General features: G+C 69.4%; 22 protein-coding genes and 2 tRNA genes. 17 read left to right on the forward strand and 7 right to left on the reverse strand.

The window, feature by feature from the left end:
• Position 1: 1 nt before the first annotated feature.
• The 4 genes from MTO99_RS03925 (at position 2) to MTO99_RS03940 (ending at position 3,805) form a co-directional block, all read left to right on the forward strand.
• Positions 2-1,084, forward strand: coding sequence for an ABC transporter permease (locus MTO99_RS03925; RefSeq protein WP_243557128.1), 1,083 nt, complete (start codon positions 2-4; stop codon positions 1,082-1,084).
• Positions 1,081-2,769, forward strand: a complete 1,689-nt coding sequence (locus MTO99_RS03930) for a dipeptide ABC transporter ATP-binding protein (RefSeq protein WP_243557130.1) — start codon at positions 1,081-1,083, stop codon at positions 2,767-2,769. Before MTO99_RS03925 ends, MTO99_RS03930 begins: the two co-directional genes overlap by 4 nt.
• Positions 2,769-3,626 carry an ATP-binding cassette domain-containing protein gene (locus tag MTO99_RS03935; protein WP_243557132.1) on the forward strand — a complete coding sequence of 286 codons (858 nt, stop codon included), beginning with the start codon at positions 2,769-2,771 and terminating at the stop codon, positions 3,624-3,626. Before MTO99_RS03930 ends, MTO99_RS03935 begins: the two co-directional genes overlap by 1 nt.
• A 106-nt stretch (positions 3,627-3,732) precedes the next feature.
• A tRNA-Asn gene (locus MTO99_RS03940) sits at positions 3,733-3,805 on the forward strand.
• Between the two features lie 79 nt (positions 3,806-3,884).
• Here MTO99_RS03940 and MTO99_RS03945 read toward each other — a convergent pair.
• From MTO99_RS03945 to MTO99_RS03960, 4 genes are all read right to left on the reverse strand, one after another.
• Positions 3,885-4,694, reverse strand: a complete 810-nt coding sequence (locus MTO99_RS03945) for a hypothetical protein (RefSeq protein ID WP_243557134.1) — start codon at positions 4,692-4,694, stop codon at positions 3,885-3,887.
• On the reverse strand, positions 4,691-5,245 hold the full coding sequence (locus tag MTO99_RS03950; protein WP_243557136.1) for a signal peptidase I: 555 nt from the start codon (positions 5,243-5,245) through the stop codon (positions 4,691-4,693). The genes MTO99_RS03945 and MTO99_RS03950 overlap by 4 nt, the downstream gene beginning before the upstream one ends.
• Positions 5,242-5,877: a SipW-dependent-type signal peptide-containing protein gene (locus MTO99_RS03955; RefSeq protein ID WP_243557138.1), complete on the reverse strand. Its 636-nt coding sequence runs from the start codon at positions 5,875-5,877 to the stop codon at positions 5,242-5,244. The genes MTO99_RS03950 and MTO99_RS03955 overlap by 4 nt, the downstream gene beginning before the upstream one ends.
• Before the next feature lie 155 nt (positions 5,878-6,032).
• Positions 6,033-6,608, reverse strand: a complete 576-nt coding sequence (locus MTO99_RS03960; RefSeq protein WP_243557140.1) for a hypothetical protein — start codon at positions 6,606-6,608, stop codon at positions 6,033-6,035.
• Between the two features lie 220 nt (positions 6,609-6,828).
• On the opposite strand from MTO99_RS03960, the gene MTO99_RS03965 reads away from it, so the two are divergent.
• Complete coding sequence (locus MTO99_RS03965; protein ID WP_243557142.1) at positions 6,829-7,569, forward strand: AzlC family ABC transporter permease; 741 nt, start codon at positions 6,829-6,831, stop codon at positions 7,567-7,569.
• Positions 7,566-7,871, forward strand: a complete 306-nt coding sequence (locus MTO99_RS03970) for an AzlD domain-containing protein (protein WP_243557144.1) — start codon at positions 7,566-7,568, stop codon at positions 7,869-7,871. Before MTO99_RS03965 ends, MTO99_RS03970 begins: the two co-directional genes overlap by 4 nt.
• 39 nt (positions 7,872-7,910) lie before the next feature.
• On the opposite strand, the gene def is transcribed toward MTO99_RS03970, so the two are convergent.
• Positions 7,911-8,477, reverse strand: coding sequence for a peptide deformylase (gene def / locus MTO99_RS03975; protein WP_243557145.1), 567 nt, complete (start codon positions 8,475-8,477; stop codon positions 7,911-7,913).
• A 40-nt stretch (positions 8,478-8,517) separates the two neighbouring features.
• Here def and MTO99_RS03980 point away from each other — a divergent pair, with 40 nt between their 5' ends.
• The 4 genes from MTO99_RS03980 (at position 8,518) to MTO99_RS03995 (ending at position 11,582) form a co-directional block, all read left to right on the forward strand.
• Positions 8,518-9,435: a DMT family transporter gene (locus MTO99_RS03980; RefSeq protein ID WP_243557147.1), complete on the forward strand. Its 918-nt coding sequence runs from the start codon at positions 8,518-8,520 to the stop codon at positions 9,433-9,435.
• A 149-nt stretch (positions 9,436-9,584) separates the two neighbouring features.
• Positions 9,585-10,838 carry a glycosyltransferase gene (locus MTO99_RS03985; RefSeq protein ID WP_243557149.1) on the forward strand — a complete coding sequence of 418 codons (1,254 nt, stop codon included), beginning with the start codon at positions 9,585-9,587 and terminating at the stop codon, positions 10,836-10,838.
• Positions 10,839-10,856: 18 nt separating this feature from the next.
• Positions 10,857-11,162 carry a hypothetical protein gene (locus MTO99_RS03990; protein WP_243557151.1) on the forward strand — a complete coding sequence of 102 codons (306 nt, stop codon included), beginning with the start codon at positions 10,857-10,859 and terminating at the stop codon, positions 11,160-11,162.
• A 346-nt stretch (positions 11,163-11,508) separates the two neighbouring features.
• A tRNA-Ile gene (locus tag MTO99_RS03995) sits at positions 11,509-11,582 on the forward strand.
• 56 nt (positions 11,583-11,638) lie between these two features.
• On the opposite strand, the gene MTO99_RS04000 is transcribed toward MTO99_RS03995, so the two are convergent.
• Entirely contained in the window at positions 11,639-11,875 is a 237-nt protein-coding gene (locus MTO99_RS04000) for a helix-turn-helix domain-containing protein (RefSeq protein ID WP_243557153.1), read from the reverse strand.
• 514 nt (positions 11,876-12,389) lie between these two features.
• Between MTO99_RS04000 and MTO99_RS04005 the strand changes: the two genes are divergently transcribed.
• The 7 genes from MTO99_RS04005 to MTO99_RS04030 all read left to right on the forward strand — a co-directional run bounded on the left by MTO99_RS04005 (position 12,390) and on the right by MTO99_RS04030 (position 19,665).
• Entirely contained in the window at positions 12,390-13,652 is a 1,263-nt protein-coding gene (locus tag MTO99_RS04005; RefSeq protein WP_243557155.1) for a putative T7SS-secreted protein, read from the forward strand.
• Between the two features lie 15 nt (positions 13,653-13,667).
• Positions 13,668-14,138, forward strand: a complete 471-nt coding sequence (locus MTO99_RS04010) for a hypothetical protein (protein WP_243557156.1) — start codon at positions 13,668-13,670, stop codon at positions 14,136-14,138.
• A 4-nt stretch (positions 14,139-14,142) separates the two neighbouring features.
• The gene (mobF, locus tag MTO99_RS19245; RefSeq protein WP_435520793.1) at positions 14,143-14,850 is read left to right on the forward strand and encodes a MobF family relaxase; all 708 of its coding nucleotides are present in this window, start codon (positions 14,143-14,145) and stop codon (positions 14,848-14,850) included.
• A complete protein-coding gene (locus MTO99_RS04015; protein WP_435520819.1) occupies positions 14,793-17,468 on the forward strand; it encodes an AAA family ATPase in 2,676 nt (891 codons plus the stop codon). Before mobF ends, MTO99_RS04015 begins: the two co-directional genes overlap by 58 nt.
• 114 nt (positions 17,469-17,582) lie before the next feature.
• Entirely contained in the window at positions 17,583-17,984 is a 402-nt protein-coding gene (locus MTO99_RS04020; protein ID WP_243557157.1) for a sulfate permease, read from the forward strand.
• A gap of 108 nt (positions 17,985-18,092) precedes the next feature.
• Entirely contained in the window at positions 18,093-18,359 is a 267-nt protein-coding gene (locus MTO99_RS04025; RefSeq protein ID WP_243557158.1) for a hypothetical protein, read from the forward strand.
• A 10-nt stretch (positions 18,360-18,369) separates the two neighbouring features.
• Positions 18,370-19,665 (forward strand): hypothetical protein, encoded by a 1,296-nt coding sequence (locus MTO99_RS04030; RefSeq protein WP_243557159.1) that lies wholly within the window; start codon positions 18,370-18,372, stop codon positions 19,663-19,665.
• Between the two features lie 169 nt (positions 19,666-19,834).
• Here MTO99_RS04030 and MTO99_RS19115 read toward each other — a convergent pair whose 3' ends face one another.
• On the reverse strand, positions 19,835-20,263 hold the full coding sequence (locus MTO99_RS19115; RefSeq protein ID WP_354002525.1) for a very short patch repair endonuclease: 429 nt from the start codon (positions 20,261-20,263) through the stop codon (positions 19,835-19,837).
• Positions 20,264-20,293 lie beyond the last annotated feature (30 nt).

The raw sequence follows: 20,293 nt of genomic DNA on the forward strand, positions 1-20,293 counted from the left end.
CATGACCGCGACCACCCCCGTCGCCACCATGGCGCCCCAGAAGCGACGCCTCGTCGACCGCCTGCCGGTCGTGCACCAGCTGCGGCAGAGCGTGGGCCTCCAGCGCGGCATGCTCGTCGCGGGCCTCGTGATGATCGCCGTCTTCGTGCTGTCGGCCGCGTTCGCACCGCTCATCGCCCCGTTCGGGTTCGCGCAGCGCAGCGTCGACGGCGAATCGTTCGGCACCCAGCAGCCGCCTTCGGCCGAGCACTGGTTCGGCACGACCGTCGGCGGCTACGACGTGTTCTCGCGCGTGATCTGGGGCACCCAGACGACGCTGCTCGTCGTGGTCGTCGCCCTCGTGCTGTCGATCTTCATCGGCGTCGCGCTCGGCCTGTACGCCGGGTACTTCGGCGGCTGGCTCGATCGCGTGCTCGTCGTGGTGTGCGACGCGATCTACGCATTCCCGTCGCTGCTGCTGGCGATCGTGCTGTCGATCGTGATCTCGGGCGGACAGTCGAACCTGTGGGGCGGTGTGCTCGCCGCGGCCGCGTCGATCACGGTGATCTACATCCCGCAGTACTTCCGGGTCATCCGCGCCGAGGTCGTGCGGATCAAGGCCGAGGCCTACGTCGAATCGGCGAAGGTGCTCGGAGCATCCAACTCCCGCATCATCTTCCGGCACGTGTTCCGCAACTCGACCCGCACCCTGCCGCTGATCATCACGCTGAACTCGTCGGAGGCGATCCTCACGCTCACCGCGCTCGGCTTCCTCGGCTTCGGCATCGAGCCGACCGCGGCGGCCGAGTGGGGCTACGACCTCTCGAAGGCGCAGTCGGATGTCACGAGCGGCATCTGGTGGACCGCGGTGTTCCCCGGTCTCGCGATCGTGTTCACCGTGCTCGGCATCACGCTCGTCGGCGAGAGCCTCAACGACCTCGCCGACCCGCGCCTGCGGGGCCGGCGCCGGGTCGCTCAGGCCGCCGGCCAGGTCGCGGAGACGTCGGTGGTGCCCGGCGGCACCCTGACGGCGGGCCCCGGCGGGATCGACGGTCTCGAGGGCGGCGACAGCATCGAACAGCACGGAATCGAGGTCAGGCCATGAGCATCGTCAGCATCGAACGCCTCGGCGTGTCGTTCGCGACCGATCAGGGCGCGGTCAAGGCCGTCGACGATGTGAGCCTCAGCGTCTCGCCGGGCGAAGTGCTCGCCATCGTCGGCGAGTCGGGCAGCGGCAAGACCGTCACCGCGAAGACCATCCTCGGGCTGCTGCCCGAGACCGCCACGACGAGCGGCGCGGTCATCCTGTCGAACCGCGAGGGCACGCGCGAACACGACATCATCTCGCTCGACGCGGCCGGGCTGCGCGCGGTGCGCGGCACCGACGTCGCGATGGTGTTCCAGGAGCCGTCGACCGCGCTGAACCCGGTGTTCACCGTCGGCTGGCAGATCGCCGAGGGGCTGCGCGCGCACGGCGACGTCTCGAAGGCCGCGGCCCGCGAGCAGGCGATCGACATCCTGCGGCGAGTCGGCATCCCCGACCCCGAGCACCGTGTCGACCACTACCCGCACCAGTTCTCGGGCGGGCAGAAGCAGCGCATCGTGATCGCGATGGCGCTCGTGCTGAACCCCGGCCTCATCGTCGCCGACGAGCCGACCACGGCGCTCGACGTCACCGTGCAGGCCGAGATCCTCGACCTGCTGCGCCGCTGCCGGGACGAGTTCGGCAGCGCGATCGTGCTGATCACGCACAACATGGGCGTCGTCGCCGACCTCGCCGACCGGGTCGCGGTGATGTACCAGGGCAAGGTCGTCGAGGAGGCCGACGCCCGCACGCTGTTCTCGTCGCCGAAAGCCGAGTACACGAAGGCGCTGCTGGCGGCGGTGCCGTACGTCGGCCACGGCACCGTGCACGCCGCCGAACGGGCGGCCGCGCGCGCCGACGACTGGCACGACGCGACCCCGGTCGTGCAGGCGACCGGTCTCGAGATCGAGTACCCGGGCCGGTTCGGCCGGGCGGCGTTCCAGGCGGTCCGCGGCGTCGACTTCGTCATCCGCCCCGGCGAGGTGCTCGGGCTCGTGGGCGAGTCGGGCTCCGGCAAGACCACGATCGGCCGCGCGATCGCCGGACTCACGAAAGCGACCGGCGGCTCGCTGCAGGTGCTCGGCCACGAGATGGTCGGCATCCGCGAACGGGCGTTCCGGCCGGTGCGCAGCCGCATCGGGTTCGTCTTCCAGGACCCGGCGACGAGCTTCAACCCGCTGCTGACGATCGCCGAGTGCGTCGCCGAGCCGCTCGTCGTGCACGGCCGCGCGCACGATGCACGCGCGGCCCGGGCGCGGGTCGACGAACTGCTCGAGGCGGTGCAGCTGCCGCGGGCCTACGGCGACCGGTACCCGCACGAGCTGTCGGGCGGCCAGCGTCAGCGTGCCAGCCTCGCACGGGCCCTCGCGCTCGAACCCGAGCTGCTCATCGCCGACGAGCCCACCTCGGCGCTCGACGTGTCGGTGCAGGCCCGGGTGCTCGAACTGTTCGCCGAACTGCAGCGCGAGTTCGGGTTCGCCTCGCTGTTCATCAGCCACGACCTCGCCGTCGTCGACCTGCTCGCCGACCGCATCGCGGTGCTCTACCGGGGCCGATTGGTCGAGGAGGGCACCGGCGCCGAGGTGCTCGGTGCGCCGGAGCATCCGTATACCCAGCGGCTCCTGGCGTCGCTGCCCGTGCCCGATCCCGAGGCGCAGGCGGCGCGACGCGAGCATCTGCGCGCACTGAAGGAGGCGGAGCACTGATGTCGGCACCGGCGCACGGGCACCCGATCGTGGTGAGCGATCTCTCGGTCGAGTATCCGTCGCACGGCGCCAGCCCGGCGCATGTCGCGCTGCGCGGCATCCAGTTCCGTCTCGCGCCCGGTGAGGTGCTCGGCGTGCTCGGCAGCGCCGGAAGCGGCAAGTCGACGCTCGCCCAGGTGCTGTCGGGGCAGGCGCTCGAACCGCGCAGCGGCGACGTGCGCCCCGTCGTGACCGGCGGCGAGGTGCGCGTGCTCGGCACGAAGCTGCAGCCGATGTCGCGGCGCCGACTCGCCGAGCTGCGGTTCCACGTCGGCTACCTCGCGCAGGATGCGGCGATCACCCTGCCGGCCGAACTCACCGTCTCCGAGCTGGTGGGCGCCCCGATCCTCGAGCGCGACCGCCGGTACGATCGCCGCGCGCTCGCGAGCCGGGTCGCCACGCTCATCGACGCGGTGCGGCTGCCGCTCACGGTGCTCGACCGGTACCCGTACGAGCTCAGCAGCGGGCAGCGCCAGCGGGTGGCACTCGCCCGCAGCCTCGTGCTCGGCCCCTCGGTGCTCATCGCCGACGAGCCCACCGCCGGCATCGACGTCACGGTGCGCGACGCGGTCGCCGGCCTCATCGGCGACATGCGCGAGGCGCACGCATTCTCGGCGATCGTGGTCAGCCACGACCTCGCGGTGCTGCGACGCGTCGCGAACCGCGTCGCAGTGCTCGACCGGGGGTCGCTCGTCGCACTCGGCACCATCGACGAGGTGTTCGCCGACCCGCTGCACCCGTACGTGCGGGCGCTCGGCGCCGCCCTCGAAGAGGGTCGGGCGGCGATCGGCGACGGCGGATCCGGCGCGGGTCGGTGACGCCCGACCCCGCTCGCGGGGCGGCTGCGGACGGGTCATCGTGAGCCGGCCTCGAATTGGAGTCCTGTCGCGGTTTTGCTAGCATGGCTCTGCTGCACCGCAGTGATCCTCCATAGCTCAATTGGCAGAGCAATCGGCTGTTAACCGATAGGTTCTTGGTTCGAGTCCAAGTGGGGGAGCGAGAAGAGGCCCCGCATCCGTTCGCCGGATGCGGGGCTTCGTCGTGGGTGGGCTGGGTTGGCGGGTGAGGATCACGCGCTACCAGCCGACGAGGCAGGTGCGGATGTCGCGGGATTCAACCCCGCTGCCGATGCCGCGGATGCTGCCCGCCATCGTGCTCGTGATCGTCATGCCGTTCACGAGGTCGACGGGGCTGGCGGTGAACCATTCCCCCTGGTGCGCGAACTCGACGTGCGTGGGATGCGCGCCGCGCTCCTGGAACATCGCAGCCGCGTCTCGCAGGTCGACCGGGGCCGACCAGCCGAAGAAGAAGGGGTACTCGTCGATGTGCTCGGTGCTCGCCACCGTGACGTTGAAGCACGCCCTCGTGTCGGGGCCCCATTCCGTCGCCGACTGCGCCGTCGTGAACAACGAAGGGTCGACTGGCGGGTTCGCGCCCGACGTGCATAGCCTCACGGCGGTCGGCGCGGCAGTCGGCGTACCCGGCCAGAACCGTACGTCGAAGCCGTCGTCCGACTCGTGCACGTCGCCGATTTCGGACCAGATGCTGCCTCCCCAGATCGGCGCCGCGTTGATCGTCAACTCGACGCCCCAGCCGGCGGGGGCATCGGATTGCGCGGTGAACGCGACGCAGGCGACGCTGTTCACGGAGGGGGTCGCCCACGTCCACCCCAGTCCGGTGAGGGTGGTGCCGGGGTCGGGGCGCACGACGCCGGTCGGTTCCGGAATGTCATCTCCAAGCACGGTGCTGCGCGCGAAGAAGGTCATCTGATCCGACTCCGCCGCATCGGTCGTCGCCGGTGCGGGGGCGAACACGACGGTGGCGACGCCCGCGATGGCGGTCGCTGCGGTGAGCGCGATGGCCGCGAGTCTGAGGGTCGGGGTCATGCGAGCGCCTCCTCGCGAGAGCGGGGGCTCGCCCCTGCCGGCCGCTTCGCCCGGCGCGCGGGCAGCAGAGCCGGCAACGTGAGCACCACGATGCCCCCGGCGATGACCATCGCGATGACCGGGCGCGTCATGAACACCACGACATCGCCGCCGCCGGCGATGGTCATGCGTGGCTGCCAGACGGGATCTTCGGGGCTCATGACGTACTCTTCGAGGTCGATGGTGCCGTTCGCGTCGCCCTTCAACCGGAATCCGAGGTCGCCGTCGGCGTCGAAGATCTCGGCGACACGGTGCGTGAGATACCGATCGGTGTACGCGCTGCGCACAGTGATCACGTCACCCACCTGCACAGCACCGGCCGTCGTCGGCGTGGCGATGAGCAGGTCGCCGTCGCGAATGTCGGGACTCATCGAGCCCGAGGTCACGATGAGGGGCTGCACGAGTCCCACGGCGTTCAGCCCCCACATGACGAGCGAGAACGCACCCACCACGGTGAGCACCCAGAGCACGACGGTGCCGATCGTGCGGACGATGCGGGCCACGGTGTTCATGTCCACTCCCATCTCGGGGGTGTGAGCACCGCCGGTGCGGCGATACCGTGCTCGCTGGTGCCGCGGGCCGGTGCGCCGGTCGGGGCGGCCTCGCCGACCGTGCCCGTGACGGTGACGGTGAGCGAGCCGACGCGGTTCACCTCGGACGGCTCGAGTTCTGTTGGATCGAAGGTGAGGTCGATGCGTGCCTCCTGCCACGATTCGAGGTCGATTTCGACCGGCGTCATTCCATCCCAGCGCGCCATGACGGGGGACTGGGCGTTCAGACCGGTTTCGATCGTGATGAACCCCGCGTCATCCAGGAAGACCCCCTCGAGCTTGGGATCGATGGTGACCTTCGTCTTCGAGGCCTTGTTCCGGATGAAGACCGAGTGCGTGGCCTTCGGCTCATTCCGCCGGATCCAGCCTGACCAGTTATCGAGGGTCACCGTGTCTTTGAACGTCTGCCATGAATCCGGTGCGGCAGTGAACGAGTACTGCATGTCGAATGCGGCGACCTCCGATTTCGCACTGAACTTCGCCTGGTCGGTCCACGCGGCCGTCGTCGCGACCGCGCCGATGCCGAGCGCGGCGCACGCTGCGATGAGGATCTGGAATCCTCGACGCAGCGGTCGGCGGGTATGAGCAGGCACGGTGCGCCTCCTTTCGGTGCTCTGGCGTCGTGGATGCAGCGTGGCTGTGAGGGCAGCGCCGGGGCCGATCCGCGCCCCGGACCGACCCGTTCGGGGCAGGTCGGTGTCCGAGGGGGATCAGCCGATGGGTGTTCGGGAGCGCCGGTCGACCGCCGCTACGGCGCCGGCACAGCCGTGGCGGTCACGGTCAGCGTTCCCGTAGCCCCCTGCAGATCCGTGCGGAGGTCGCCGGGGGTGACGGTGACCGTCATCTCCTTCTTCTCGCCTGGCGTGAGCGTGAACGGCGTTTCTTCCACATTGATCGTGGCGGCAACACCATCCGGTTCCTCGAAGATCGCGGCCCCGGTCTGCTTCGTGAGCACCACCTTGAGGCTCATGTTGCCACTGCCGTTGTTCTTCACGGCGATCGGAATCTCTCGCGCGCCACCGTTCGGGATGAGGTTCTTCAGGACGGTGGGAGCGATCTCGATGTCGATGACGCCACTCGATGCAGTCTCCCAGGTCCAGTCGCCGCTGCCGTCGGGCGTGGCCGAGGCCTGCAAGCCGAGCGTGGCCGCTTCTGCTTCAGCCTCGAAGATGGCCTGCTGCTGCCACGCTGCCGTGGTCAGCACGCCGCCGATGCCGAGGATGGCAAGACCGGCGATGCCGAGCTTGACCCAGCCGGCGCGACGGCGCCGCTCCTCGGGCTGCTCCTCAGTGGGCTCGACGCGGTCGAATTCGTTGGCGGTCATGGGAGATCACCTTTTCTGGGCTGGCCGCTCGTGCACGCCGACCAAGCACCGATGCGGCTACTCCTGAGTCGTCGGCGTACTCCGAAACTAGCCTGATCAGCTGAGCAAAAGCTGTGGTCTGACCACGTGAGCGCTGGGCATCGCGCGGGCAGCGCTCAGCAGCCGACCTAGGATGGGTGAGCCCGCCGGCGAGGAGGGGCGAGGAGGGTTCAGCGCAGCGATGGGAGCACGGGTGAACGACGCGGTCGACGGCGATGCGGAGCTCTCGCCCCCGCCGCTCCGACGCTCACCCGCCGTGCGCGACGGCCTCGCGGTCGGGCTCGCCACGGCGGTCTACGGCATCTCGTTCGGTGCCCTCGCGGTCGCGGCGGGGCTGGATGTCTGGCAGACCTGCTTCCTCAGCCTCGTCATGTTCACCGGTGGGTCGCAGTTCGCGCTCGTGGGCGTGCTCGCGTCGGGCGGGGTGGCCGCCGGAGGGTCGGCGATCGCGACCGCGGCACTGCTCGGCGTGCGCAACGTCGTCTACGGCATGCGCATGAAACCCGTCGTCGACACGGGCAGCCGCTGGCGTCGCATCCTCGCCGCCTGGATCACCATCGACGAATCCACCGCGGTCGCGCTCGCGCAGTCGGATCAGCGCTCGGCCCGCGTCGGATTCTGGCTGACCGGCGTCGTGATCTTCGTCGGCTGGAACCTCACCACCCTGCTCGGCGCGCTCATCGGCGACGCCATCGGCGACACCCGCGCGTGGGGCCTCGACGCGGCGGCCGCGGCGGCGTTCCTCGGACTGCTCTGGCCGCGGCTGAAGCGAGTGCAGGCGGGTGCGGTCGCCGTCGTCGCGGCGGTCGTCGCGACCGTCGCCACGCCCGTGCTCATGCCGGGCCTGCCGGTGCTCGTCGCGGGCGTGGTCGCCGTGCTGGTCGGCTGGTTCGACCTGTTCTCGCGGAGGCGCGCAGCATGACGGTCTGGCAGATCCTGCTCGTGGCATCCGCCGCGACCCTCGCGCTGAAACTCGCGGGCCATCTGGTGCCCGCCGACTTCCTCGAGCGCGAGCGACCGGCGCGCATCGCCGACCTGCTGACCGTCGCGCTGCTCGCAGCGCTCGTCGCGGTGCAGACGCTCGCCACCGGTCAGCAGGTCGAGGTCGACGCCCGCGTGCCCGCGGTCATCGTCGCTGCGGCGCTGTTCGCGCTGCGGGTTCCGTTCGTGATCGTCGTGATCGCGGCTGCCGCGGTCGCGGCGGGCATCCGCGCGTTCACCTGACCACGGCGGGATGCCTCGATCGGATGCCGCGGGGCGGCGTCAGGCCTCGAGGTCGTCGACGCCCGGCATCCACTGACGACCGGGCTTGCCCCAATCGAGCTTCTTCGTGATCTTCGCGACGGTGCGCTGGTCGCGGTGGCTCAACCGGTCGGTGTAGAGCACGCCGTCGAGGTGGTCGTACTCGTGCTGGAAGATGCGGGCGAGCCATCCCTCGGCCTCGATCTCGTACCGCTCGCCGTCGAGATTCGTCGCACGCAGCACCACCCGCTCGGCTCGCCGAAGCGGGAACCGCTCGCCCGGGAACGAGAGGCACCCCTCGGATTCGGTGTCGGGGTCGGGGTCGCCAGGTACGGCGGGGGAGAGCCACAACTCGGGATCGATGGCGACGTCGCGCCACTCGGTGCCGTCGTCGTCCGTCCAGCCGAAGGTGAACAGCCGCAGCGGCACGCCGACCTGCGGGCCGGCGAGACCGACGCCAGGGGCGGCGTCCATGGTCTCGAACATGTCGGCGACGAGGGTGCGGATCTCGTCGTCGATCTGCTCGACGGGCTGGGCGGGGGCATGCAGGACGGGGTCGCCGGTGATCCGGATCGGGAGGACGGCCATTCGGCAAGGATATCGTCGGGCGAGCGGGTAGGGTCGAGGCGTGGATCCCGACCTGACCGACCTGGGCGAGCAGATCGCGCTCGACCCGCAGCAGTTCATCGGGATCCCGCTCGCGCTGATCGGCGCGGTCTTCCTGTCGCTCGGGGCGCAGTTCCAGCACCGCGGCGTGGTGAAGGTCGAGTCGCACACCACCGACACCCTCGGCAAGGGGCTCAACGTCAAGCAGCTCATGCTGCTGCTCGCCCGCCCGTCGTGGGTCATCGGCACCCTCATGCTCGGGCTCGCGATCGTCTTCCAGCTCACCAGCCTCTACTTCGCGCCGCTCATCGTGGTGCAGCCGCTCGGCGCGATCGCGCTCGTGATCACGTCGATCGTCAACTCGAAGGTGAACCACGTGCAGCTGAACCGCACGTCGATCACCGCGATCGTGATGTGCGTCGCCGGCGTGTTCCTGTTCGTCGGCGTCGCGGCCTTCACCGCGGTCGACAAACCGGTGACCGAGCGGCAGCTCGCCGTCATCCTCATCGTGCTCGCCGTCGTGCTCGTGCTCGCGGGGCTCGCGTTCGCATTCTTCCGGCGGAGCATCCGGGCCATCTTCTACGTGCTCCTCGCCGGCGTGCTCTACGGGTTCGTGGCCACCCTCGCGAAGGTGATCATCGGGCGCATCCAGCAGGGCGAGTTCGAGTGGCTGACGCTGCTCTGCGTAATCGCGCTGCTCGCGGCGACCGCGCTCGGCGCGTACTTCGTGCAGAACGCCTACGCGTCGGGGCCGCCCGACCTCGTGATCGCCGGCCTGACCGTGGTCGACCCGCTGGTCGCGGTCGTGATCGGCATCGTCGTGCTGGGCGAGGCATCCCAGGCGCCGCCGTGGGCGATGGTCGTCTTCGCCGTCACCGGGGTGGTCGCCGTGTGGGGCGTGTTCCTGCTCGCCCGGAGCCATCCGCAGACGCGGCTCTGAGGCATCCGCAGACCGTCGCAGCGAGCGCGCCGCATCGCCGGTGCCGCCGCCCCGTAAGCTAGGGTCGGATGTGGCCGCGCCCCCTGAGTCGCGCGCGAGCCCCCCAGATCCGGGCCCGATTCCCGGCAGAAGTGTGAGGATCCCGACACGTGTCTGACACCCCCGGTGCGTCATCCGAGGACAATGACCAGCCCGTTTCCGAGCGACCCCTGCGCATCCTGATCGGCGCCGACACCTTCGCGCCCGACGTGAACGGCGCCGCGCGCTTCGCCGAGCGCCTCGCCGCCGGCATGGTCGCACGCGGGCACGAAGTGCACGTCATGGCCCCCGCAGCCAGCCGCAAGCACGGCACCTGGACCGAGATCCACGAGGGCCAGGAGATCACCGCACACCGCCTGCTCAGCTGGCGCTGGTACCCCCACGACTGGCTGCGTTTCGCGCTTCCGTGGCGCATCAAGCAGAACAGCGCGCGCGTCATCGATGCCGTCAAGCCCGACGTCGTGCACTTCCAGTCGCACATCGTGGTGGGCCGCGGTCTGTCGATCGAGGCGCAGAAGCGGGGCATCCGCATCATCGGAACCAACCACTTCATGCCCGAGAACATGCTCGAGTTCACGCTCATCCCGAAGGCCTGGCAGGAGTGGGCGGTCGGACTCGCGTGGAAGGCGGCGCGGCGGACCTTCGGCCGCGCCGAGTCGGTCACCACCCCGACCAAACGCGCCGCGCAGTTCCTCGAGAAGTCGACCGGGCTCACCGGCGTGCACGCCATCTCGTGCGGCATCGACGCGCAACGGTACTCGCCGAACTGGCAGCCGCGCACCGAGAACCGCATCCTCTTCGTCGGCCGCGTGACCGGCGAGAAGCAGATCGACGTGCTGCTGCACGCCGTCACCCGGCTGCCCGAAGAACTCGACGCGAAGGTCGAGATCGTCGGCGGCGGCGACCAGCTGCGGAACCTGCAGCACCTCGCACACGAGCTCGGCCTCGCCGACCGCGTGACCTTCACCGGCTACGTGACCGACGAAGAGCTGCGCGACGCCTACCACCGGGCATCCGTGCTCGCGATGCCCTCGATCGCCGAACTGCAGAGCATCGTGACGATGGAGGCGATGGCATCGGCGCTGCCGATCGTCGCGGCCGACGCCATGGCGCTGCCGCACCTCGTGCACGACGGCGAAAACGGCTACCTGTTCGAGCCGAGCGACCCCGATGACCTCGCCGCCAAGCTGCGCACCGTGCTCGAGGCGTCGCCCGAGCAGTACCGGGCGCTCAAAGAGGGGTCGATCCGCCTCATCGCCGCGCACGACATCAACCGCACCCTCTCGACCTTCGAGAGCCTGTACCGTGGCAAGCCCGTGACCGACCCCGTCACCGACGCGGCGCCGGCATCGCTGCCCGAGTGAACCGCTGAGGCGCAGCCGATGAGCCGCGACCAGCACGGACCCGAAGCACCGCTGGTGTCCGCACTCGCGATCAACGTCGCCGTGCCCGAGCCGCTGCAATGGACCGACACCAGACGCGGCGAAGAGTACGTGCTGCAGTCGATCACCGTGCGTCTGCTTCCCGATGGCACACTCGCTGCGAAGGCGTATGGCCGGCCCGTCGCCGGCGGACGTGGGGGATACGTGTCGTTCGCGGTGCCTTCACGTCCAGAGCTCGCCTCGTTGATCAGCGAGGCGGCGTCGTTCGCCGCGACGCGGTGGGGCGCGCATCGCGGACTCGGGTGACGCAGCCGGTATCGTAGTGAGCCGGCGGCGGGCTCGTCGCCGATCGCCCGGATCGCTCGCCTCGAGCAGTCCTCGGCGAGGGGCGGTAGCTCAGCCGGTCAGAGCAGTGGACTCATAATCCGCTGCTGTCTACCGATCTGTCAAGCCAATAAAGGCATCGCGGGGGTAGGGGTACCAATGGGGGTACCAACCGCTGAAGGCCGTGTGCAGTGAAGGCGGGCGGCGGAAGGCATGGATCCGTGCTCGGGTACCCAATCCGAGTCGCCGGGGTACCAACCCGTGCGTCGCTCTCGCGTTAGCGCGTGGCGCTGGGGTACCGAGTGCAGCCGGTACCCTTTCCATCTGTGGGCCGGTAGCTCAGCTGGTTAGAGCAGGCGACTCATAATCGCTCGGTCGCGGGTTCAAGTCCCGCCCGGCCCACGACGAAAGCGCCCCCTCCACACACGTGAGAGGGGGCGCTTTGCTGTGGCCGACGGTCAGGCGCGCGGCGCGGTAGGCAAGGTCCGCGCCCATCGCTCGAGGTCCGCGTGGGTGATGACCTGCTTGGTCGCGATGTATCTGGGGTAGAGGTATCCGGCTCGGATCTCGCGGCGGAGCAGCGATTCGCTGACGCCGACCGCCTTGGCGGCGTCCTTCACGCTGTATGCGATCGGCGCCGGGGCGTGGGTGATGGTGAGGCTGGTGGGCAGGTCGGCGGCGGTGTCGGTGGTCACAGGTGTCTCCGGAGGTACGGAGGGCACGCGCCCTCGAGTTCTCCTGTGCGTCGACTCGAAAATCGGCCGGAGGCGGCACTTCTCCACAGCTACACGCCGACCCCGCCGGCGTACCTTACGATCACTCCGGGACGGGTGTGGTGACCAGATTCAGAGTCAGACCGGAAGCGCTCGCGTCGATCGCGGCGACGGTGGATAGTGCGTCGGATGGGATGCTGGGGGCGCCTGAGTCCGTCGGGCACGCGGCCGCCGGTCATCCGTCCGTTGCCTCAGCGGTCGAGGACTTCGTCCTTCGCGGCCTCGCCACGAGGTACGTACTCCGGGCCTCCGGGTCGGATCTTGCGTCCGAGGTGCACGCGGCCGCCTCGGCGTACCACGAGGAGGAGTACCGGACCGCCGCCGCCGCGGGTGCTGAGATCCACGGCGCGAGCGCTGCAGCTGCAGTGGCTGCCGCGGGTGTTGTGGGCGCGGCGTCGATAGTCCGCGCTGGCCGCCGAGGGAAGCGGCGTCGGAAGTGACCGCGGAGCTCGGGGGGACGTCAGACCCGAGGGACCTGATCCCTGGGAGCCCTGCCGATCTTCGGCAGACGGCGGACTCCTGGCATCGTGAGGCGATCGGATGTCAGGACACCAGCCTGATCCTGCGCGGGGTAACCACGAGCGGCGTCTGGGAAGGTGAGGCAGCCGACGCGTTCCACGAGCAGCTGCTCGATCAGATCCGCCGATGGGATACCGCCGGAGAGACCTACCTCGCTGGTGCCATCGCCCTCCGCGCCTACGCCGACGAGCTCGAGCGCGCCCAGCGAGAAGCCGGCCGCGCGATCGACCTGTACGAGCGAGGGGAGCGAGAGTCCGCGTTCGCGGACTCGCTTTTCCAGGCACAGTTGCAGAAGGCGGTCGCCGACGCACGTGCCACGCAGACGCTGCTGATCGAGCCGTACCGTACGGTCGACCCTGGCCAGCAGTACCGGGACTCGGCGCAGACGGTCCTCGACAGAGCCCGGCACGATGTCGAGGCCGCGGCGCAAGCGTTGACGGCCAGGCTCGGACGCGAGGGCGACGCGTTTGACACCGTCATCCGCGTCGCAGGTGTCATGACCACACTGCTCGCGGCGATGATGATCGAGCAGCTCAGGAACACCGTCAACGACGTCGCGGCGGTGGGCAAGGTGCTTCTCGAGCACCCTGACCTGGTGCTCGGGCTCATCGGCGGAGTCGCAGGCTTCGTCGGCGGTGGGGCGATGATGGTCGGGGGTGGAGGCCTGACCTTGACCGGTGGTGGGGCCGTGGTCGGTGCTCCCGCGATCGGGGAGGGTCTCGCGATCGCAGGTACCGGAGCGGTGGTGGCCGGTGCAGCCGCGAGCGAGCTCGGCGGCTACATCGCATCCGCATCGCAGGTGGAGATCTGGCAGGCGACCGGACCGGACCGTGGAGACGGCCGCTCGGCGGACGGGAGATATGCCGGCGGGTCGAAGGCCTGGGAAGACTCCAAGGCGCTCGAGCAGGAAAAGCTCGACGAGCTGTCCGAGGATCTCGGCGTGGAGATCGAGCGGAGGCAGGTTGTCGCGCATGTAGACGGCGAGCCGCAGAGCGGTCGGAAATACGATGGGCTCTTCGCCAACGGCGACGGTACCTATACCGGCGTCGAGATCAAAACAGGCAACGCGAAGTACGGCGGAACCCAGAAGGGCTTCGATCAACTCGTGTCACCGGAGAACCCGGCGACGGCGATCTTGGACGGCACGGTCATCAAGATCGTGGGCGTCATTGTCCGGTGAGGGGTAGGAGGCGTTATGGCGGTCGGTGACCGGGGTACCCACGTGGTGACGAGTAACGGCACGAGTAGAGGGGAACTGCTTGACTGGTTCCGCTCTTACAGGGAGCAGCTTCACCGGCACCTCTCGCTTCTCGACGGCAAGAAGCGGTTTGCGCTTGAGCTCGGCGCTCTCCCACGAGGGAAGAACTGGCTGGACCTCGGCGCCGACTACGCCCCGCCTGAGTACATCCAGTGCGCCGGCAGCGCAGACCGGATGGCGATTGAGGTGCGCGAGATCGGGCCTGACGGTGTCGCCCACCAGTACGCCATCGGACGTGGCGGTGACCGGAGCGGCGATCCCTCCGAGACCATCCAGTATGCCGAGCACCAGGTGATGGTGTACCCCGATGAAGTCTTCGGCCTGCATGAGGCGACCGGACTTTTCTATGCCTACTTCCAGGACGGCACTATCCCGGCGTCGTACGCGCGTCGCGAGTTGAGCCTCTAGTCGCATGGACGACGTGCTGGAGTACGCGACGGCGACCTGCGATGTGTGCCTGCACCCGATGCAGGCGCGGGGACTGGGCGATCACGCCTGGTGGGCGTGCGAGACGTGCGGGATCGTGAGCGTCGCGGTAGGTCAGCCCTCATCCGCGGCCGCCGGCTCATCGTCCAGACCGTCCGCCGAGGTGGCGTCGTTCTCGATTCCGAAGTCGGCGAGCGTGCTGTGGGGGGTTGCGGGTGCTGCGTCGCAGGCGCGGATCGTGCAGGCGCATCATGCGGCGGTTGCGGAGGCGGTTGCGTTTCTCGAGCGGGAGGTTGCGGCGACGCGCACGGGCGCAACGGCGGGCGACGGCGCGGTTGCGCAGGTCGGCGTAGCGGGGGTGATCGCGACCGCGTTCGATCATTTCGACAGTCGGGCGGGTGATCCGCATTTGCACACGCATGTCGTGATCAGCAACAAGGTGCAGACGGTGCTCGACGGCAGGTGGCGTTCGCTCGACGGACGGCCGGTGCATGCGGCGGTCGTTGCACTGTCGGAGCTGCATGAGGCGCTGTTCGCGGACGCGCTCACCCGCGCGCTCGGGCTGGGGTGGGAGGAGCGTGCGCGCGGGGCGGCGACCGCAATCCGGCGTGGGCGATCGCGGCGGTACCCGAGGAGCTGGTTACCGAGTTCTCGACGCGGGCGCGGCACATCGATGCCGAGACCGATCGGCTGATCGAGGCGTTCGTGCAGGCGCACGGTCACCGGCCCGGCAAGGCCACGATCATGAAGCTGCGCGCGCAGGCAACGCTTGCGACGCGGCCGCCGAAGGAGTTGCGGTCGCTCGCCGAGCTCACCGCCGCGTGGCGTGAGCGCGCAGCGCGGATCCTCGGGGTGGATGCGACCACCTGGGCAGGGCAGACGATCGAGCGCGCCACCCCATCACGGATGCTGCGGGCCGAAGACGTCCCGCTCTCTGAGGTCGAGCGGCTTGCGGCGAGCGTGGTCGCGACGGTGAGCGAGAAGCGCTCGACCTGGCGGCACTGGAATCTCGCCGCTGAGGCGGCGCGTCAGACGATGGGGTGGCGGTTCGCCGAGGCATCCGATCGTGAAGCCGTGATCGGGCTCGTGGTCGACGCAGCCGAGCGGCGCTCGTTGCAACTCACGCCACCCGAGCTCGCAGCCAGCTCTGCGCCGTTCCGGCGAGCGGATGCCTCGTCGGTGTTCCGCCCGAAGCACTCAACGGTATTCACCTCGACCGCGGTGATCGACGCCGAGGCGAGACTCCTCGACCGCGCCGCCGACGAGAGCGGCCCCCGGATCGACCCGGCGTCCGTGCGCTCAGCCGCGCGCGGGAAGCTGCCCGGCGGGGGTTCGCTCGCGGGCGAGCAGCTCGCGGCCCTGCAACATGTCGGCGAATCGGGCCGGGTCATCGACGTCCTCGTCGGCCCGGCCGGGGCGGGCAAGACGACCGCGATGAACGTGCTGCGGCACGCGTGGGAGGCCGAGCACGGAATGGGTTCCGTCGTCGGGCTTGCGCCGTCTGCGGTCGCGGCGCAGGTGCTCGCCGACGATCTCGGCATCGCGACCGAGAACCTGGCGAAGTGGTGGCAGAACCACCTCGTGCACAACGCAGACTTCCGTCCAGGTCAGCTCGTGATCATCGACGAGGCATCCCTCGCCGGCACGTCGTCACTGGATCGCGTGACCGCGCTCGCGGCGGCTGCCGGCGCGAAGGTAGTGCTCGTCGGCGATCACGCGCAGTTGCAGTCGGTCGACGCGGGTGGTGCGTTCGCGATGCTGGTGCACGAGCGGGCGGATGCCCCGGAGCTGGTCGACGTGCACCGATTCGTGCACGAGTGGGAGAAGACGGCGTCGCTCAGCCTGCGGAACGGCGACGCGGACGCGATCGACACGTATGTGGCGCACGGTCGGGTGCGGGACGGCAGCACCGAGGACATGGCGGATGCCGCGTACGCCGGCTGGCGCGCGGACGTTCGCTCAGGCCGCGCGACGGTACTGATCAGCGACTCCAACGAAGCTGTCGCCGCGCTCAACCTGCGTGCGCGGAACGAGCTCATCCTTGATGGCCGGGTCGACGCGACCCGCGAGGCGCCGCTGCACGACGGCAGCGCCGCCGCGATCGGCGATACCGTCATCACGCGGCGGAACGATCGCGGGCTGCGCGCCGGGCGCCGGTGGGTGCGCAATGGCGACGGCTGGATCGTCACTCAGGTTCGACGCGATGGGGGACTCGAGGCACGACTGGCCGCGCGCCGGTGGGGGAGCAGCGTGATCCTGCCCGCAGGGTACGTCGCCGAGCATGTCGAGCTCGGGTACGCGGTGACCTCGCATCGCGCGCAGGGCATCACCACCGGCACGGCGCACATCGTGGTCGCGCCGGGGATGACCCGGGAGAACCTCTATGTCGCGATGACCAGGGGTCGCGAGGCGAACACCGCGTACGTCGCTGTCGACCGTCCCGACCTCGCCCACGTCGGACCGAGACCGGGCGACGCTGCCGAGGCGTCGGCGCGAAGCATCCTTGCGGGAGTGCTGCACCATGTCGGCGCCGAGCTCTCCGCGCACGAGACCCTCGCGGCCGAGCAGGACGCGTGGGGCTCGATTGCTCAGCTCGCCGCGGAGTACGAGACCATCGCCGCGGCCGCCCAGCACGAGCGGTGGGCCGCGCTCGTGCGTGAATGCGGACTGTCGCCGGATGCCGCGGAGCAGGCGATCAGCTCCGACGCGTTCGGCCCGCTCGGTGCGGAACTCCGGCGGGCGGAGGCACAACGCCTCGACGTCGGTCGCGTGCTCGCGAGCGTGGTTCAGACGCGCGGGTTCGAAGACGCCCAGGATGTCGCGGCCGTCCTTCGGGCCCGGGTCGCCGCCGCGACAGCTCGGGCGATCGCCGCGCGCGGCGGGCGATCCCGGCAGGCGCCTCGCCTGATCGGCGGACTCATTCCGCCGGCGCGCGGGCCGATGGACGAGGAGATGAGCCGCGCGCTTGGGGAACGCGCGCGACTCATCGATGGTCGGGCTCGCGCGGTGCTCGATCGCGCCCTCGTTCGACGCGAGCCGTGGGTCCTCGCACTCGGTGAACCGCCTCGCGGTACGGCGCTGGGGGAGTGGCGTCGGCATGCGTGCACGGTCGCCGCGTACCGGGATCGGTACCGAGTTGTCGGAGTCCACCCGCTCGGGACGGCCCCACTCACCACGTCTCAGGAGGCAGACGCGGCACGCGCGCGGGCCGCGCTCGAAGCGGCCGTGCGCGTCTCGAGGCAGTCCAGTGCCAGCGACGCAGACGAGCCGATCGTCCCGGCGATGCTTCCGAATCAGGCGATCCGGTTCTAACGTTCGGATCAGGCAACGTCCGAAGGCGCTATCGCAGATTGCGGTGCTATCAGCTCCGGAGTATCCGGCGGCTCTCCAGTAAGTCCTTGTTGCCGAGACTTGGAGGGCTGCAGCATGTTCGGATTCGTGTGGGCGATCATCGCGCGGGGTCGCGCGGTTCTGCGCTTCATGCCGACCAATCTCGTGCTCGACGCACTGCACACGCGGCGTGGGCTCAAGTGGGGCGTGCCCGCGATGCTCCTCGCTGTCGTCTACGGTCTCGCCGCGGCCGCATGCGCCGGAGTCGCCGAGCGCGGTGGCCCGGGGTGGGCGAACCTGCTGGTGCTGCTGTTCGTCTGGAACGCGCTGAAGTTCATCGTCGCCGGCCCGATCACGCTGATGCGGCTCATCCGGGTGCGGGCTTCCGAGGCCCGAGAGCGTCGCCGCGCGGCCGCGTCGCACGGTCGACGGGAAAGCAGCGAAACGGATGCCTCCGAGCTGCGTCCAGCTCGTGAAGATGCGGAACTCGTGCGCTGACGAGGCATCCGCTGTCCGTGGTGTTCTCGTGCACCGGCGATGCGTCGCCGGTGCACCTGCTGTTCGCGGAAGTCTGGTGCTACGAAATTCCGCGATCAGGAGGCATCCATGTCGGTCCCGCACGAGCAGTTCGATGATCTCCTCAGCCGTGTCGGGCTGGCGGCCCTGTTCTACTACCCCGAGATCGCCGTCGACGATGACGAGTACGACCTGCAGAAGGACATCGCGTTCTGCATGGAGCCCGTCGAAGGCATCGACGCCGAGGACTTCGATCGGCTCCGCGCCCTGGTAGGCCGGGTGATCACGAACCCGAGCGCGCACCGGTCGGAGTTGCTCGAGCTGGTGATGGAGCTCGCGCCGCACGGCGACGAATGAGGCATCCGTCATGGCCAGACCCGATCGCGACGAGGCGCAGGCAGCGTTTGACGCGGATGCGGCGCGGGAGGCAGCGAAGCGCGCGCGCACGCGGGACGCGAAGCGGCGCTGGCGTGAGGCGAACCGCGAACACGTCGCCGAGAAGATTCGGGAGTGGAAGCAGGAGCATCCAGAGCGGGTTCGTGAGCTGAACCGGCGCTGGCGAGAGCAGCATCTCGATCGCGCGCGGGAGCAGAACCGCGAGTACTGGCGCCGGACGGCTGCGCGGAAGCGTCGTCAGGCAGAGACGCGTCGGAAGAGTCGCGAGCGGGCGAAGGCGTGGCGGCAGGAGCATCCGGAGCGGGTTCGGGCGTACCAGCAGCGCTGGGTCGAGGAGAACCGCGACAAAGTGCGCGAGTACGCCAACCGGTACTACGCGACGCATCGTGACGAAGTGAATGCGCGGGCGGCTGCGCGGCGGGATGCCGACCCCGAGCGCACGAAGCGCACGAAGAAGGAATGGGCCGAGCGGAACAAGGAGCGCCGGGCGGATTATCAGCGGAACCGTCGCAGTAACCCCGACGTGTACCAGGCCGAATTGGAGGCGAACGCGGCGGCCCGTCGTCTGAAGCGGGCGCTGATGCGGGAGGGCCTGCCGCCGAAGCGGGTGCATCCGGTCACGGCGGCGGAGCGGCGGGCGAACGAGCGCGAGGCGGCGGAGTACTTCGATGACCCGGAGCTGAACGAGCACCTGCGGCAGTTCACGGTGTTCCAGGCGACGCTGACCGAGCACATGCTCGCGCACGGGGCGCGAATGCGGGAGTTTGCGGAGGCGTACGCGGAACGGCGGGCGCGGATGGGACTGCCGGCTGCGGATGTCGAGCGCATCACGTATGCGCGGGCAGTCGAGGTCGTCCTCGCGGAGCTGGGGCGGGTGGATCTGCTGACGAGCGCGGATGTCGCGGCGGCCGTGCGCGGAACGCGAGTGGTGGTGCGGCGGGAGGAGCGGCGGGAGCAGTTCGAGCAGCTGGTGAGTGCGCTCGTCCTGCTTGTCGAACACGACACAATACGGTTGCAGAAGGAGGCGGCGTTCGAGAATCGCGCGCGTCGCGAGCGTGGACGACCGTCCGTGTCTGTTGATTCGCTTGTCGTGCAGCTTGCGACGGAGGAGTTGCTGTCCAAACTCGCCATCGATCGACTCACGGTCGAAGACGCGCGCGCGGCCGGTCGGCTGGCGAAGGCCCGCCTCGGCGCCGACGCGTGTGCGGCAGTGGTTGCGAGCAGTGGGATGCACCGTGATGCGCGGCACTTCAACTTCAACGGATGATCGGCACTGTCGGTCACGCCCGGTGCCGCTCGGAGTGTGATCAATCCTCCTTGCGTCGCAGTGGCTAGAATCCCTGACGATCAGATGCGCTTTGTTGTGCCGCTTCGACTGGCGCATGCGCTTTCGGGTTGAGGCACCTACACGACCAGGGCGCTCAGCGCGGTTGTGCTCATCCGAGAAGGATTAGCCCAAACGGCGGGTCGACATCCGCCGCCGATCGGTTCGCCCTATGATCGAACACATGTTCTATGGAGTCTGCAGCGGAGAGCGGCGGAACGTGCTCCCACACGCGAATCACATACCAGCCAGCGTTAACGAGCGCATCGTTTGCGCGCAGGTCCCGTTCTACTGTTCGAGCGAGCTTGGGTCCCCAGTAGCTGGAGTTGACCGAGGGGGGCCTGCTATGCAGTGGACAAGAATGCCAAAAGCAGCCGTCGATGAAGATCGCGACTCGCTTTCGCGTGAACACGATGTCTGGGCGCACCACACCTGTGGCAAGCTGCAGGCGCATGTCTTTGCGGAATCTGAAGCCGCGCGCGTGGAGTTCGGAACGAATCGCTCGTTCCGGACCAGTATCGGTACGCTTGATGGCTCGCATGTTGCGGGCGCGACCCGGCGTAGGGAGAAC

The organism is Agromyces larvae, assembly GCF_022811705.1.
Classification (GTDB): domain Bacteria; phylum Actinomycetota; class Actinomycetes; order Actinomycetales; family Microbacteriaceae; genus Agromyces; species Agromyces larvae.

Coding starts and splice junctions, on each gene's coding strand:
- MTO99_RS03990 (WP_243557151.1), top strand. CDS start 10,857: ATGAGCCGCGACCAGCACGGACCCGAAGCACCGCTGGTGTCCGCACTC.
- MTO99_RS03945 (WP_243557134.1), bottom strand. CDS start 4,694: ATGACCCCGACCCTCAGACTCGCGGCCATCGCGCTCACCGCAGCGACC.
- MTO99_RS03965 (WP_243557142.1), top strand. CDS start 6,829: ATGGGAGCACGGGTGAACGACGCGGTCGACGGCGATGCGGAGCTCTCG.
- MTO99_RS03925 (WP_243557128.1), top strand. CDS start 2: ATGACCGCGACCACCCCCGTCGCCACCATGGCGCCCCAGAAGCGACGC.
- MTO99_RS03970 (WP_243557144.1), top strand. CDS start 7,566: ATGACGGTCTGGCAGATCCTGCTCGTGGCATCCGCCGCGACCCTCGCG.
- MTO99_RS03930 (WP_243557130.1), top strand. CDS start 1,081: ATGAGCATCGTCAGCATCGAACGCCTCGGCGTGTCGTTCGCGACCGAT.
- def (WP_243557145.1), bottom strand. CDS start 8,477: ATGGCCGTCCTCCCGATCCGGATCACCGGCGACCCCGTCCTGCATGCC.
- MTO99_RS03960 (WP_243557140.1), bottom strand. CDS start 6,608: ATGACCGCCAACGAATTCGACCGCGTCGAGCCCACTGAGGAGCAGCCC.
- MTO99_RS03950 (WP_243557136.1), bottom strand. CDS start 5,245: ATGAACACCGTGGCCCGCATCGTCCGCACGATCGGCACCGTCGTGCTC.
- MTO99_RS04010 (WP_243557156.1), top strand. CDS start 13,668: ATGGCGGTCGGTGACCGGGGTACCCACGTGGTGACGAGTAACGGCACG.
- MTO99_RS04025 (WP_243557158.1), top strand. CDS start 18,093: ATGTCGGTCCCGCACGAGCAGTTCGATGATCTCCTCAGCCGTGTCGGG.
- MTO99_RS03935 (WP_243557132.1), top strand. CDS start 2,769: ATGTCGGCACCGGCGCACGGGCACCCGATCGTGGTGAGCGATCTCTCG.
- MTO99_RS04020 (WP_243557157.1), top strand. CDS start 17,583: ATGTTCGGATTCGTGTGGGCGATCATCGCGCGGGGTCGCGCGGTTCTG.
- MTO99_RS19115 (WP_354002525.1), bottom strand. CDS start 20,263: ATGCGAGCCATCAAGCGTACCGATACTGGTCCGGAACGAGCGATTCGT.
- mobF (WP_435520793.1), top strand. CDS start 14,143: ATGGACGACGTGCTGGAGTACGCGACGGCGACCTGCGATGTGTGCCTG.
- MTO99_RS04030 (WP_243557159.1), top strand. CDS start 18,370: ATGGCCAGACCCGATCGCGACGAGGCGCAGGCAGCGTTTGACGCGGAT.